The sequence below is a fragment of the Klebsiella sp. PK01 genome, assembly GCF_057624675.1.
On record NZ_JBYEZM010000004.1, the window covers coordinates 292,267 to 306,248 of the forward strand.

General features: G+C 52.3%; 13 protein-coding genes, 1 tRNA gene and 1 pseudogene. 10 read left to right on the top strand and 5 right to left on the bottom strand.

What is annotated here, in order from left to right; all coding sequences use genetic code 11:
- The first annotated feature begins 132 nt into the window (after positions 1 to 132).
- On the top strand, positions 133 to 1,518 hold the full coding sequence (cysS, locus tag AC22LX_RS14615; RefSeq protein WP_487334044.1) for a cysteine--tRNA ligase: 1,386 nt from the start codon (positions 133 to 135) through the stop codon (positions 1,516 to 1,518).
- 176 nt (positions 1,519 to 1,694) lie between these two features.
- On the opposite strand, the pseudogene AC22LX_RS14620 reads toward cysS, so the two are convergent.
- From AC22LX_RS14620 to folD, 3 genes and pseudogenes are all read right to left on the bottom strand, one after another.
- Positions 1,695 to 2,061 (bottom strand): annotated as a pseudogene (locus AC22LX_RS14620) (metal-dependent hydrolase).
- Between the two features lie 118 nt (positions 2,062 to 2,179).
- A complete protein-coding gene (ybcJ, locus tag AC22LX_RS14625; protein WP_015367876.1) occupies positions 2,180 to 2,392 on the bottom strand; it encodes a ribosome-associated protein YbcJ in 213 nt (70 codons plus the stop codon).
- 1 nt (position 2,393) lies between these two features.
- A complete protein-coding gene (folD, locus tag AC22LX_RS14630) occupies positions 2,394 to 3,260 on the bottom strand; it encodes a bifunctional methylenetetrahydrofolate dehydrogenase/methenyltetrahydrofolate cyclohydrolase FolD (protein ID WP_015367875.1) in 867 nt (288 codons plus the stop codon).
- 320 nt (positions 3,261 to 3,580) lie between these two features.
- Between folD and AC22LX_RS14635 the strand changes: the two genes are divergently transcribed.
- From AC22LX_RS14635 to AC22LX_RS14660, 6 genes are all read left to right on the top strand, one after another.
- A tRNA-Arg gene (locus tag AC22LX_RS14635) sits at positions 3,581 to 3,657 on the top strand.
- A gap of 160 nt (positions 3,658 to 3,817) precedes the next feature.
- A complete protein-coding gene (gene uraH / locus AC22LX_RS14640) occupies positions 3,818 to 4,219 on the top strand; it encodes a hydroxyisourate hydrolase (RefSeq protein WP_045393460.1) in 402 nt (133 codons plus the stop codon).
- A 402-nt stretch (positions 4,220 to 4,621) separates the two neighbouring features.
- On the top strand, positions 4,622 to 5,620 hold the full coding sequence (kdgT, locus tag AC22LX_RS14645) for a 2-keto-3-deoxygluconate transporter (protein ID WP_045393457.1): 999 nt from the start codon (positions 4,622 to 4,624) through the stop codon (positions 5,618 to 5,620).
- 218 nt (positions 5,621 to 5,838) lie between these two features.
- Positions 5,839 to 6,675 carry a 5-dehydro-4-deoxy-D-glucuronate isomerase gene (gene kduI, locus AC22LX_RS14650; protein WP_063448011.1) on the top strand — a complete coding sequence of 279 codons (837 nt, stop codon included), beginning with the start codon at positions 5,839 to 5,841 and terminating at the stop codon, positions 6,673 to 6,675.
- A gap of 254 nt (positions 6,676 to 6,929) precedes the next feature.
- Positions 6,930 to 8,237, top strand: a complete 1,308-nt coding sequence (tcuC, locus tag AC22LX_RS14655) for a tricarballylate/proton symporter TcuC (protein WP_487334045.1) — start codon at positions 6,930 to 6,932, stop codon at positions 8,235 to 8,237.
- Between the two features lie 9 nt (positions 8,238 to 8,246).
- Positions 8,247 to 9,047, top strand: coding sequence for a substrate-binding domain-containing protein (locus AC22LX_RS14660; protein ID WP_045393448.1), 801 nt, complete (start codon positions 8,247 to 8,249; stop codon positions 9,045 to 9,047).
- Here AC22LX_RS14660 and AC22LX_RS14665 read toward each other — a convergent pair whose 3' ends face one another.
- Together AC22LX_RS14665 and AC22LX_RS14670 are read right to left on the bottom strand one after the other, a co-directional pair.
- Complete coding sequence (locus AC22LX_RS14665) at positions 9,048 to 9,947, bottom strand: LysR family transcriptional regulator (RefSeq protein ID WP_045393445.1); 900 nt, start codon at positions 9,945 to 9,947, stop codon at positions 9,048 to 9,050.
- Positions 9,948 to 10,065: 118 nt separating this feature from the next.
- On the bottom strand, positions 10,066 to 10,932 hold the full coding sequence (locus AC22LX_RS14670) for a GNAT family N-acetyltransferase (RefSeq protein WP_487334046.1): 867 nt from the start codon (positions 10,930 to 10,932) through the stop codon (positions 10,066 to 10,068).
- A gap of 625 nt (positions 10,933 to 11,557) precedes the next feature.
- On the opposite strand from AC22LX_RS14670, the gene AC22LX_RS14675 reads away from it, so the two are divergent.
- From AC22LX_RS14675 to AC22LX_RS14685, 3 genes are all read left to right on the top strand, one after another.
- A complete protein-coding gene (locus AC22LX_RS14675; RefSeq protein ID WP_045393439.1) occupies positions 11,558 to 12,394 on the top strand; it encodes an alpha/beta fold hydrolase in 837 nt (278 codons plus the stop codon).
- A 287-nt stretch (positions 12,395 to 12,681) separates the two neighbouring features.
- On the top strand, positions 12,682 to 13,602 hold the full coding sequence (locus AC22LX_RS14680) for a Kdo(2)-lipid IV(A) acyltransferase (protein WP_045393436.1): 921 nt from the start codon (positions 12,682 to 12,684) through the stop codon (positions 13,600 to 13,602).
- A 105-nt stretch (positions 13,603 to 13,707) separates the two neighbouring features.
- A complete protein-coding gene (locus AC22LX_RS14685; RefSeq protein WP_015367862.1) occupies positions 13,708 to 13,980 on the top strand; it encodes a YdgH/BhsA/McbA family protein in 273 nt (90 codons plus the stop codon).
- The last annotated feature ends 2 nt before the right edge of the window (positions 13,981 to 13,982 follow it).

A 13,982-nucleotide genomic window follows, 5' to 3' on the forward strand; every position in this document is an offset into this window, starting at 1 on the left:
TTGGGTATGACATAGGTGGCTGTTATAGCATAACCGCGGGGGTCGATGCACCTTGCAATGTGTGCTGCTTCCGGTTTGAATTAGGGTTAGAATAAGCGACTTATATCCACACACGTCTACACGGAATCTTCGATGTTAAAAATTTTTAATACACTGACGCGCCAAAAAGAAGAATTTAAACCTATTCATGCCGGGGAAGTTGGCATGTACGTGTGTGGAATTACCGTTTACGATCTCTGTCATATCGGCCATGGCCGCACCTTCGTCTCTTTCGACGTTGTCGCTCGTTACCTGCGCTTCCTTGGTTACAAGCTGAAGTACGTGCGCAACATTACCGATATCGACGATAAAATCATTAAGCGCGCTAATGAAAATGGCGAAAGCTTTGTCGCGCTGGTCGATCGCATGATCGCTGAAATGCACAAAGATTTTGACGCCCTGAACATTCTGCGCCCGGACAACGAGCCGCGCGCCACCCATCATATCGCCGAAATTATCGAAATCACCGAACAGCTGATCGCCCGCGGTCACGCTTATGTGGCGGATAACGGCGACGTGATGTTCGACGTACCGACCGACCCGAACTACGGTCTGTTGTCGCGCCAGGATCTCGACCAGCTGCAGGCAGGCGCCCGCGTCGACGTGGTCGACGTTAAGCGTAACCCAATGGACTTCGTCCTGTGGAAGATGTCGAAAGAGGGCGAGCCGAGCTGGCCGTCGCCGTGGGGAGAAGGGCGTCCGGGCTGGCACATTGAGTGCTCGGCAATGAACTGCAAACAGCTGGGTAATCACTTTGATATTCACGGCGGCGGTTCGGATCTGATGTTCCCGCATCACGAAAACGAGATCGCGCAATCGACCTGCGCCCACGATGGCGAATACGTCAACTACTGGATGCACTCCGGAATGGTGATGGTCGATCGCGAGAAAATGTCGAAATCGCTGGGCAACTTCTTCACCGTTCGCGACGTGCTGAAGTACTACGATGCCGAAACCATCCGCTACTTCCTGATGTCCGGCCACTATCGCAGCCAGCTGAACTACAGCGAAGAGAACCTCAAGCAGGCGCGTTCGGCGCTGGAGCGTCTGTACACCGCGCTGCGCGGAACCGATAAATCCGCGCAGCCTGCCGGCGGCGAAGCCTTCGAAGCGCGCTTTATCGAAGCGATGGATGACGACTTTAATACCCCGGAAGCCTACTCGGTGCTGTTCGATATGGCGCGTGAAGTAAACCGTCTGAAAACGGAAGACGTGGCAGCCGCGAACGCGCTGGCGGCCCATATGCGTAAGCTCTCCTCGGTGCTGGGGCTGCTTGAGCAGGATCCGGACGCTTTCCTGCAGAGCGGCGCGCAGGCCGATGATGGCGAAGTGGCGGAAATAGAAGGGCTTATTCAACAGCGTCTGGATGCGCGTAAAGCGAAAGACTGGGCGGCGGCGGATGCGGCGCGCGATCGTCTTAACGAGATGGGTATCGTGCTGGAGGATGGTCCGCAGGGCACCACCTGGCGTCGTAAGTAAGCGCCATTGCTAATGAAAAGGCCACGCTTGCGTGGCCTTTTTGCGTTAGGGACTGACTTCCAGTGGTGTAGGCTGAAAAACGCATACGGATTCGGGCAGATTCAGATGCCGGCAGGAGGATATTTTGCGGCTGTAACGGGCAATAAACTGAATAACGCTATCGCCGCTGTTAATCCCTAACGTTGAATAGATTGACGATACAACCAGAGTAGTAACGCCAGTACGCAACCAGGCAGCCAGACCCACTGCAGCTCGGAGAGGATCACCTGATGACCATAAGGCGTGGCATAACGCGATAGCGCGAATGGCACCACTTTAATCACCTGCCAGGGCAGGAAGAAGCGTTGATCGGACCAGGGCCACAGCCAGCCGACGCCTTTACCACCACCGGTGATGGCATCGAGCAGGCTATGGGATAACAGGCAGACACTAAGAAATGCCCAACGCCACGCCAGCCAGCAGCAGGCGAGGGGGAATGATTTTGCATCCCAGCCCTAACCCCAGACACAGTGGAACGGCGGCATGAGTGACGATAGTTGGCATTGGCTTATATTCTACAAATAAAAGCCTATTATCCGTAGGGTATTTGAGGATTACATCCCCGCATTATTCTGATTTTCCTGCGGGAGAGCGCTGGCGCCGGGACCGGCGCCAGAGAGGATTAGGCGATAACGGTAATGCTTTGACCGTCAAAGGTCACCGTTTGCCCAGCGACGATTTTACAGCGTTTGCGGGTTTCCACCGCGCCGTCGACTTTCACCAGCCCTTCGGCGATGAAGATTTTGGCCTGCGCGCCGCTTTCGCTCCAGCCTTCCAGCTTCAGCAGGTCGCACAGTTCAACATGCGGGTGTTTGCCCAGAGAAAAATTCGCCATCTTAGGCCTCCTGAATGTCGTGATACTCTTCGCACGCCTGCAGCGTATTCTGAATGAGGGTCGCTACGGTCATCGGGCCGACGCCGCCCGGCACGGGCGTAATGTAGGAGGCGCGTTCCGCCGCGTCTTCAAACACCACGTCGCCGACCACTTTGCCGCTTTCCAGACGGTTAATGCCGACGTCCACCACGATGGCGCCTTCTTTAATCCATTCACCCGGAATAAAGCCCGGTTTACCGACCGCGACAATCAGAAGATCGGCATTTTCGACGTGGTGGCGCAGGTTTTTGGTAAAACGGTGGGTGACGGTAGTAGTGCAACCCGCCAGCAGCAGCTCCATGCTCATCGGACGGCCGACGATGTTAGAAGCGCCAATCACCACCGCGTTGAGGCCATAGGTGTCGATATTATAGCGCTCAAGCAGGGTAACAATGCCGCGCGGCGTACAAGGACGCAGACGCGGCGCACGCTGACACAGGCGACCAACGTTGTACGGATGGAAGCCGTCGACGTCTTTGTCCGGGGCAATGCGCTCAAGGACTTTAACATTGTCGATGCCGGCAGGCAGCGGCAGCTGCACCAGAATGCCGTCGATAGTGTTATCGGCATTAAGCGTGTCGATAAGTTCCAGCAGCTCGGCTTCGCTGGTGGTTTCCGGGAGATCGTAAGAGCGGGAGACGAAGCCCACCTCTTCACATGCCTTGCGTTTGCTGCCGACATAAATCTGCGATGCAGGGTTGCTGCCGACCAGCACAACGGCGAGCCCAGGGGCGCGTTTTCCGGCCGCTACGCGCGCCTTCACTTTTTCCGCGACCTCAGAGCGCACCTGCTGCGCAATCGTTTTACCGTCAATAATTTTTGCTGCCATCAGAGAGAGGATTCCATCTGTCACTTTACGAAAGGGGGATGTGGATATTTTGTCAGAAGCCAGCCCCGCTGTCAGTTATCGTTTGCGTTTTTATCGGTTTTCCGCCGCGGGGCGGAGGAAAACAGGCTATTTTCCCGCGCTATAGCGGCGTAATGGACGAGTCGCCAACGAGTGGGGCGAACAATCCTTAACCAGACATCGCGTTAATAATCGACAAGCTCGCTATGCTACTGTCTTTTCCCGGCAAAATGCATTGACTCACCGGAGGTTGACCGTATAATTTCACGCGATTGCACCTCCCGAAGCTCCCGCTTCTCAGTGCGCCCTTAGCTCAGCTGGATAGAGCAACGGCCTTCTAAGCCGTAGGTCACAGGTTCGAATCCTGTAGGGCGTGCCATTATCGCTTCTCTTACGTTCTATTCCTCCATCCAACACAAGACTTTGGCGTAGATCCGCGCGGCTATTACCCGTTAATTAATAACGAAAAGTTTAATTTTATTTCCCAGCGCGCTGACTATAGTGATGACACATTCACTTGCTTAATAAGGTCATCGCTCATGAAGTTAATTATCGCTTCCGTTATTTCAGTGTTGAGCTTCAGCGCGCTTGCGGCGCCGGAAGGGACACTAAGCGTACATATTCTCAATCAGCAGACCGGTCTGCCTTCTCAAGGGGTGCAGATTGAGCTCGATAAGCAGCAGGGCAGCGGCTGGCAGCATATCGCCAGCGGTAAAACGGATGCCGATGGCCGTATCAAGTCGCTCTATCCGCAGGCCGATAATATGGAACCTGGGGTGTATAAAGTGACCTTCAAAACCGGTGACTACTTTAAAAGTCATAATATGAGCACCTTCTTTCCCGTCATTCCGGTTATTTTCAGCGTAACCGAACAGAACCAAAAGCTACATATCCCGCTGTTGTTGAGCCAGTATGGCTACTCGACCTACCGCGGTAGTTGATCCACGCACTTTTCCTGGCCGGGCAAAGCGAAGACCGTCGTGTCTTGCTTTGCCCGGCGCAGGTCACCGAATTCACTAAAACATCTATCTAACATTTCATCCCGCCCTTGATTGCCGCAACGTCGTGGCTACACCTCCCTTTTGTTTTCAATAAACGATCCTTCGTTCGATTTCTTTTTGATATGTGATGACGGTAACTAAAACACTGTTTTGTTTTCGTTGAATCATTATTTCACATGATCAATGATAACGGCATGGTATCAGTGTGGTGCGCACAACCCTGAGACTCCTGACTTTTCTCATCTGTTCGTAATGCAATGAACAGAAAGAATTTTTTCAAACGCTATTGAAAGAATAAGTCACATCCTTGCCGTTCAGGTGGGGTGGAGATGAGGATAAAACATGAAAATCAAAGCAACCATTGAACGTATCCCTGGCGGCATGATGCTGGTCCCATTGCTGCTTGGCGCGGTGCTTAATACCCTGGCGCCGGATACCGGTAATTACTTTGGTTCATTCACTAAAGGCATGATTGGTGGGACGGTGCCAATCCTGGCGGTGTGGTTTTTCTGTATCGGCGCATCGATCGATTTGCGCGCCACCGGTACCGTATTACGTAAGTCCGGCACGTTAGTGATCACCAAAATTGCCGTCGCCTGGATTGTGGCCTTTATCGCCGCGATGGTCATTCCGGAAAATGGCGTCCAGACCGGTTTCTTTGCCGGACTGTCGGTGCTGGCTATTGTCTCGGCAATGGATATGACCAACGGCGGTCTGTATGCCAGCCTGATGAATCAGTACGGCAGTAAAGAAGAGTCCGGCGCGTTTGTGCTGATGTCGCTGGAGTCCGGGCCGTTGATGACCATGGTGATCCTTGGCTCCGCCGGGCTGGCTTCCTTCGAGCCGCACCATTTTATCGGCGCGGTGCTGCCATTCCTGGTGGGCTTTGCCTTAGGCAACCTCGACCACGACTTCCGGGCTTTCTTTAGCAAAGCCACCCCGGTGCTGATTCCGTTCTTTGGTTTTGCGCTGGGCAACACTATCAACCTGAGCGTGATTCTGGATACCGGACTGCTGGGAATCGTGCTTGGCGTGGCGGTCATCATCATTACCGGTATCCCACTGATTATTGCTGACCGGGTTATCGGCGGCGGCAACGGGACGGCTGGCGTCGCGGCCTCTTCCGCAGCGGGCGCGGCGGTCGCGAACCCGGTGATCATCGCGCAGATTAATCCGGCCTTTGAACCGGTGGCCGCTTCGGCGACGGCGCTGGTCGCGGCAAGCGTCATCGTCACCGCGATTTTAGTGCCCATTATTACCGCCCTGTACGCCAGACGTTTTGGCAATGCGCAGGTGGTGAAAGCGCCTGGCGCCAGCGTGGCGCCATCGGCAAATCACTAATCTATTCTCGCCCTCCGCAGGAGGGCTCAGACTGCTGACAAAGAAGGAAAAAGCGTGTTTTTTCCTTCTTTGTGGTTATCAGCCGAAAATCAATAAATTGATTTTCCTTGTTATTTGCCTGGTGCAATTTGCAAGCTCAATGATTGCATGAGGTTTGTCATTAATCTCTGCCCTCCGCAGGAGGGCTTTATCATTCAAGAATCTGCCTGGAGGCTAACGTGGACGTAAGACAAAGTATCCACAGCGCGCATGCGAAAACTCTGGATACCCAGGGGCTGCGTAATGAATTTTTAGTTGAAAAAGTGTTTGTGGCTGACGAATACACCATGGTGTACAGCCATATTGACCGCATTATTGTTGGCGGCGTCATGCCGGTGCAGCGCGGCGTGTCGGTGGGCGGCGAAGTCGGCAAACAGCTCGGGGTAAGCTATTTCCTTGAACGCCGTGAGTTAGGGGTGATTAATATCGGCGGCCCGGGCTGTATTACCGTTGATGGCCAATGCTATGAAATCGGCCACCGTGAGGCGCTGTACGTCGGTAAGGGGGCGAAAGAGGTGGTATTTACCAGCGTCGACCATGCAAAACCGGCGAAGTTTTACTACAACTGCGCCCCGGCGCATACCACTTATCCAACGAAGAAAGTCACTCCTGCCGATGTAGCGCCGGTGACGCTGGGTGACAACCTGACCAGCAACCACCGCACCATCAATAAATATTTCGTGCCGGATGTACTGGAAACCTGTCAGCTCAGCATGGGCCTGACCGAACTGGCGCCGGGTAACCTGTGGAACACCATGCCTTGCCATACCCATGAGCGGCGGATGGAGGTCTATTTCTATTTCAACATGGATGAGGACGCCTGCGTCTTCCACATGATGGGGCAGCCGCAGGAGACCCGTCATATTGTGATGCATAACGAGCAGGCGGTGATTTCGCCAAGCTGGTCGATTCACTCAGGGGTGGGTACCCGCGCTTATACCTTCATCTGGGGGATGGTCGGCGAGAACCAGGTCTTCGACGATATGGATCACGTCGCCGTACGCGATCTTCGTTAAAACTCCCCCTCAAGCCGGATTGCCTTGGGGGGAAATGCAGCGGAGTTCACACTATCAGCGTATAGAGGCGGGGCGGAGGGGGAGACCCATCGCCCCGTCATTGTTGATGTCGCTTAACTCGCAGGCTTTATTAATGTGTCAGACGCATCAATAGATGCGCAAAATGCGCTTATTCCTGGCTACAACTTCCCGCACTCTTACGGTTACCTAAATGTTAATGAGAGTTAACTATTCAGTTAATCAGGGAGAGTGTGATGTCCGCAACTGCCGCTACTTCAGTGTTTCGCGCCAGGGCCAAAGTGATCCTGCAGGTGACCTCAGGAAATTTTCTTGAGCAGTTTGACTTCTTTTTATTTGGTTTTTACGCCACCTATATCGCCCATACTTTTTTTCCTTCCGAAAATGAATTCGCCTCATTAATGATGACCTTCGCCGTTTTCGGCGCCGGGTTCTTGATGCGGCCCGTTGGCGCGGTGGTGTTAGGCGCCTGGATTGACAAGGTCGGCAGACGTAAAGGTTTAATCGGCACGCTGTCGATTATGGCGATGGGGACCATCCTGATCGTGCTGGTGCCAGGTTATCAGACTATCGGTTTGTGGGCGCCGGCGCTGGTGCTGTGCGGCCGACTGTTGCAGGGCTTTTCTGCCGGTGCGGAACTGGGCGGCGTCTCGGTTTACCTCGCTGAAATGGCGACGCCGGGACGTAAAGGGTTTTATACCAGTTGGCAATCCGCCAGTCAGCAGGTGTCCATTATGGTGGCCGCTTCACTGGGCTATCTGCTCAATATGCTGCTCAGCGAGTCGAGTCTGCATCAGTGGGGATGGCGAATTCCGTTCGCGATTGGCTGCCTGATCGTACCTTTTATCTTCTTTTTACGCCGTAACCTGAATGAAACCGCGGAGTATTCGGAGCGTAAGGAACATCCGACGTTAGGACAATCGCTGACGATTCTGCTGGTAAACTGGCGGGTGGTGATTGCGGGGATGTTAATGGTGGCGATGACCACTACCGCGTTCTATTTGATCACGGTCTACGCGCCAACCTTTGGCAAAAACGTGCTGTTATTAAGCGCCTCGGATAGCCTGCTGGTCACGCTGTTGGTGGCGATCTCTAATTTCATCTGGCTGCCTATCGGCGGTATGCTTTCCGATAGGTTTGGTCGTAAACCGGTATTGGTCAGCATGACGCTGCTGGCTATTTTCACCAGTTGGCCTGCGTTATCGCTGCTGGCCCGCATGCCGGACTTCGCCATGATGTTGTCCGTGCTGCTGTGGCTCTCCTTCATTTACGGCATCTATAACGGCGCGATGATCCCGGCGCTGACGGAAATTATGCCTAAGTCGGTCAGGGTTGCTGGTTTTTCTCTGGCTTACAGCCTGGCTACCGCGCTGTTTGGCGGTTTCACGCCGGCGATGTCCACCGCGTTAATTAAAGTTACCGGGGATAAGGCGGCGCCCGGCTACTGGATGAGTTTTGCGGCAATCTGCGCGCTACTGGCGACGCTGTATCTCTATCAACGCGTTTCCCGGCAGGCATTGAAAACGCAAAATTCTTTGGGTTAAGAGGTGAATATGCAACGTAAATCATGGGTTTTCTCGTTACTGGTATTTACCTGCGGCTATGCGCAAGTTGCCGCCGCGCAGGAGATCACGGTGATGATCTCCGGCGGCTTCTCCGCGGCGTTGGATAAACTGGCGCCCGACTATCAGCAAAAAAGCGGCAATACCTTGCATATCATTCATGGGCCCTCGATGGGGAAATCCGCGGAGGCGATACCGAAGCGCCTGGCGGCAGGGCAAAAGGCGGATGTGGTGATCATGGTGGGATACGCCCTGGATGATTTGCAGAAGCAGGGCAAAGTGATGCCGGGGTCGCGTATTGAACTGGCGGACTCACGAATTGGCGCCGTTGTGCCAAAGGGCGCCCCGGTGCCGGATATCAGTAGCGTCGCCGCGTTGAAACAGACATTGCTGCAGGCGAAATCCATCGCCTATTCGGATAGCGCCAGCGGGCGCTATGTTGAAAAGGAGCTGTTCAGAAAACTGGATATTGCCGCGCAGGCAAGCCCCAAAGCAAAAATGATCGAAAAAATCCCCGTAGCTTCGCTGGTAGCTAAAGGGGACTATGCGATAGGGTTTCAGCAGGTTAGCGAGTTGTTGCCGGTCAGCGGCGTGACGTTCGTTGGTCGTCTGCCGGATGAAGTGCAATACGTTACTCGCTTCGCGGGCGCCGTGGTTGCCGATTCATCCGCGCAGTCCCAGGCGAAGCAACTGCTGTGCTATCTGGCTTCAGTCCCGGCGCAGGCGGAAATTCGTCGCACAGGCATGGATCCTTTACCCTCTAACGCCTGTGAATTACCGGAAGAGGGCTAATCATGCGGTGGGATGGTAAAAATCGGTAATGGCTTTTTCGAGCTCCGCGGCCAGAGGGGGTAACGCTCTGCCCGCTTTTTTTATCAGTCCCACCTGTCTTTTCACTTCAGGTTCCACTAGCGGAATACTCACTAACGCGTGGTGCGCATAGGCCGGCAGCGCCATCGCCGGTATTGCCGCGATACCAAGGCCGGCATCCACCATGCCCAGCATCGTCGTGACATGGCGGGTTTCACAAACCGCAGTGCGTCGCGGCCCTACGTTGCTCAGGGCGCCGTCCAGCAGATGACGATTGCCGGAGATCTTATCGAGCCAGATGTAATCCCGATTAAAAAACTCCTGCCAGCTGAGGCTATGACGTTGTGCCAGCGGATCGTCGCGTCGGCAAACCGCCAGGTAGCGTTCATGAACCAGCGGCGTAAACACCACCTCGGACGCGATTTCGGAGAGAAAACTCAGGCCGAAGTCCGCCTGGTGATTCTGCACGGCGCTATAAACATTTCCGGCGCTGGTATCAATGACCTTGATCCGCGCCTTAGGAAAACGTTGACGGAATTGGGTGATAACCTGCGGCATAAAAAAATTGGCGGCAGAGGGGACACAGGCAACCGTCACCATTCCGTTGCCGAAAGCGGCGCGGTCGCTAATACCGTCCAGAGCATCTTCAAATTCGGAAAGCAGATGCTGCGCCTTTGGGGCAAAGGCTCTCCCGGTTTGCGTGAGGGTCACCCGGCGAGTGGTTCTGTCAAACAATCTCACCCCCAAAGCGGTTTCCAGCTTTTCAATTCGCCTGCTTAACGCCGATTGCGAAATGCAAATCGCCTCGGCGGCGTAGCGAAAGCTGCCGTGCTCGCTGAGGGCTAAAAAGGCGTAGAGATCCTGCAGGTCAAAAAGGGGCAAGTGGCGCTTCTCCTGGATTTAACAAAAAAACAACAATCGATTGTACTGTTTATTTTGTTTTCCAGGAAGAAACAACGCCGACCAGCCGCAGGTTAAATAGATGACCTGCGGCCCGGCATCAGGCGTGCGCCAGCAGCGGGAACATCAATTTGTTGTCGTGGAAGATGTTCTCTTTGTTGGAATAGATAAACAACATATCGTCGCCGTCTATTTTTTCGTACTCGCCAAGGCGCGCTTCCTTCGGCGTAAAACCAAGCACCGCCTGCTGCGATTGCGGCTGGGCGAGTTCATTGATAATGGTCGCCATGGATTGTCCGGCATCGCAAAAAATATCAAAGCAGATCAGCTCATGGGCGCTTTGCATCGCAATGGCGACGGCCTGGTTATTCTCCGAGTAGTACACGAAATGCTTCATAAACGCCGAACAGTAAAACATCAGCAGACCGAAGTTATTCTCCACTCGTAGCTGTGAAAAGGGGTTGGATTTCTGGTAGTAGTGCTTAAGCAGGGCAATATCCTGCACACTATCCATATCCAGTTTACGGAAGTCGCCGGGAGTCGGCGAAACGGGCGCAACATATTGATATTCGTCGGTCCGCGTAAAGCCAAATTTGGGGTAGAAATCGACGGTGGTGGAGTTGGCAAACAGGAAAAAAGCATCCGCTTTGTCACGCCAGTCATCAAGGATATGTTGTATCAACTGTCCGGCAAGCCCTTTATTACGGTAATCAATGTTGGTCATTACCGTACCTATTTGAATATAGCGTCGAGGTTGGCCTTGCCAGACCAGATCAATAATATTCGCGGAGGCGTTGGCGATAACTTTATTCTTATCAACGAAAGCGTAGGGGATATAGGATTCACTCCAGTACCCTTGCTGATACCAGGCGTCAAAGGATAGATCGAACGTTTTGATGGCTAAATCAATAAAGCTTTTTCTTAATGTATTATCATCTTTGAGTTGCTTAACCAATTTGTAGTGCATCGCAGTCATTCCTTTCTTATTCGTTTTGCTATCCGGGATTGCTACAGGCAAAATTTACCCCTTGAAAATCACAGGCTTTGCGCCTGAGTATGGCGGTTTTCTGTGGTTTGTACAGTATTGACAGAAGGGCATCGCTCAGGACGTTGCCTGGCTCACAATTAACGGCGAACATTCTGCGTGGATTAGGTCAGTGAGGAACAACCGCTTCGGTTTAAAAATGAGCACGTGGATCATTTGGTTTATTCTTTTTTCTCGGAGAATAATCTGAAGAAATCTATTTGAGAGAAATTTACAGCAGAGCGTAAGTATAAGATAAAAATATTTTAATTATTTATTTTTGGCATAACGCGCTGATATTTATCTATAAAATAAAAGATATCGAAAAGGCATATTTAATCAATAGGTAATATGAGCTAACTCTCAACGGCACAAGGCGTATTTTAGCTTCTGCGATGATATTAAATTGCTGAGGGATGAGCTAAATGAGCCATCATCTTCTACACTTTGTGGCACCGTTGCCATTGAGGTTTTTCGCAAACAAAGGGAAAACATCATATCAGCGCTGAATGTAACCAATTGAATGTTAATGAGAAGTTGTCATATTTTCAATAGAGGAGCTCGTGATATGGCATTCGTAACAACTAAAGATGGCGTTAATATTTATTTTAAAGACTGGGGTCCGAAAGAGGCTCAGCCTATTGTGTTCCACCATGGCTGGCCGTTAAGCGCTGATGACTGGGATAACCAGATGCTGTTTTTCCTCGCGCAAGGGTTTCGCGTCATCGCTATCGACCGCCGTGGCCATGGGCGTTCCGACCAGGTAAGCGAAGGCCATGATATGGATCACTATGCGGCCGATGCTTCTGCTGTGGTCGAAAGTCTGGATTTGCATAACGCTGTTCACGTTGGTCATTCAACCGGCGGCGGTCAGGTCGCGCGCTATGTGGCTAAATATGGCCAGCCGCAGGGCAGGGTAGCCAAAGCGGTATTAATCAGTTCCGTACCGCCGTTAATGGTGAAAACCGACAATAACCCAGGCGGTACGCCCATCGAAGTGTTTGACGGTTTCCGCAAGGCGCTTGCTGCTAATCGCTCACAGTTCTATCTCGATGTTGCCAGTGGACCGTTCTACGGTTTTAACCGCGATGGCGCAGAGGTTTCGCAAGGTACCATCCAGAACTGGTGGCGTCAGGGGATGACCGGTAGCGCGAAAGCCCATTATGAAGGGATTAAGGCCTTCTCTGAAACCGACCAGACAGAAGATCTGAAAGCGATTACGGTGCCGGTGTTGGTAATGCAGGGTGACGACGACCAGGTCGTTCCTTATAAAAATGCCGCCATTCTCCAGGATAAACTGTTAGCGAATAGCGAGCTTAAAATTTATCCGGGCTTACCGCATGGCATGCACACGTCACATGCGGATGTGATTAACGCCGATCTGCTGGCCTTCATTCGTTCATAACGATATTTAGCCTTCGGGGACGTGTCTTCGGAGGCTATTTATTTATTGTTGAAGATGAATAACGCAAACTTTAGCTTGCGTGCCACTGTACGAAAAAATTAATAATAAATTTGTTACACAGTTGGTTTAATACCAGGGCAGCGTACAGGTTATAGTCTACACTTGTATGCGTATTACCGCACGAATAGGAAAAAACTAAATGTTATGGATCGGGTACCTTATCCGCAAATTCGGACTGAGGCCTCCCGCAGGCATGTAAATCAAGGATCCTGAAGAGCAATAGTCAGATGTCGCATTTACCCAAATTCTCTCTTTCATTATTACACCCGCGTTACTGGCCGGCATGGCTGGGCATTGGCTTATTGTGGCTGGTGGTACAACTTCCTTATCCGCTGATCTATCGTCTGGGCCATGGTCTGGGGCGTTTATCCATGCATTTTTTGCGCGGAAGAGTACGTATTGCGCAGCGTAATCTCGAGCTCTGCTTTCCACACCTCAGCCCGGCGCAGCGTCATGAAATGTTGGTTAAGAATTTTGAATCTCTGGGCATGGGGTTGATGGAAACCGGCATGGCATGGTTCTGGCCGACCCATCGCGTTGAGCGCTGGACCGAGACCAGCGGCGTCAATGAAGTTGTTGAACTACAGGAACAGAAGCAGGGTATTTTGCTGATTGGCATTCACTTTCTGACCCTGGAACTCGGCGCGCGGATGTTTGGCATGTTCACGCCGGGGATTGGCGTTTACCGGCCAAACGATAATCCGCTGATCGACTGGCTGCAAACCTGGGGACGACTGCGTTCTAACAAGACGATGCTGGATCGTAAAAACTTGAAAGGTATGGTTAAGTCACTGAAAGAGGGCGAGATCATCTGGTACGCTCCGGATCATGATTATGGTCGCGCCAGCAGCGTATTTGTTCCCTTTTTCAATGTTGATAATGCTGCGACCACCACCGGTACCTGGATGCTGGCGAGAATGTCAAAAGCCACTATCGTTCCCTTTGTTCCGCGAAGAAAGCCCAACGGCGCCGGGTATGAGCTGATTGCGCTGCAGCCTGAGGCGACGCCGCCGCTGGATTCTCCGGAAACCACCGCCAGATGGATGAACAAAATTATTGAGCAATGTATCCTGATGGCGCCGGAACAGTACATGTGGCTGCACCGTCGTTTTAAGACCCGTCCGGAAGGGGTACCGTCGCGTTACTAAGCGTGGCAGATGGTAAAAAAATAATCTGATAAATAGCGCGCTTATTAATCTTGTGTCTATACTGAAAGAGCCTCAATTAAGGCTCTAATCCAAGGAGAATGTAGGATGAAAAAGGTATTAGTCGCTTTAGCTCTTTCAGCAGTTGCCTTTGGCGCCTCGGCAGCGCAATTAATTACTAAAGAAGAAGCCTCGCATTTCAAACTGACTCACGTGGGCAGTATTTCTGTGGGACCGTCTGGCGGGCAATTCTCTTCACCTTCTGATCTTCACGATCAGCTTTCTAAGCTGGCAGATGAGAAGGGCGGTAAATATTATATTATTACCGCGGCGCGCGAACACGGGCCGAACTTTGAAGCAACGGCGGAAGTGTATAAATAATT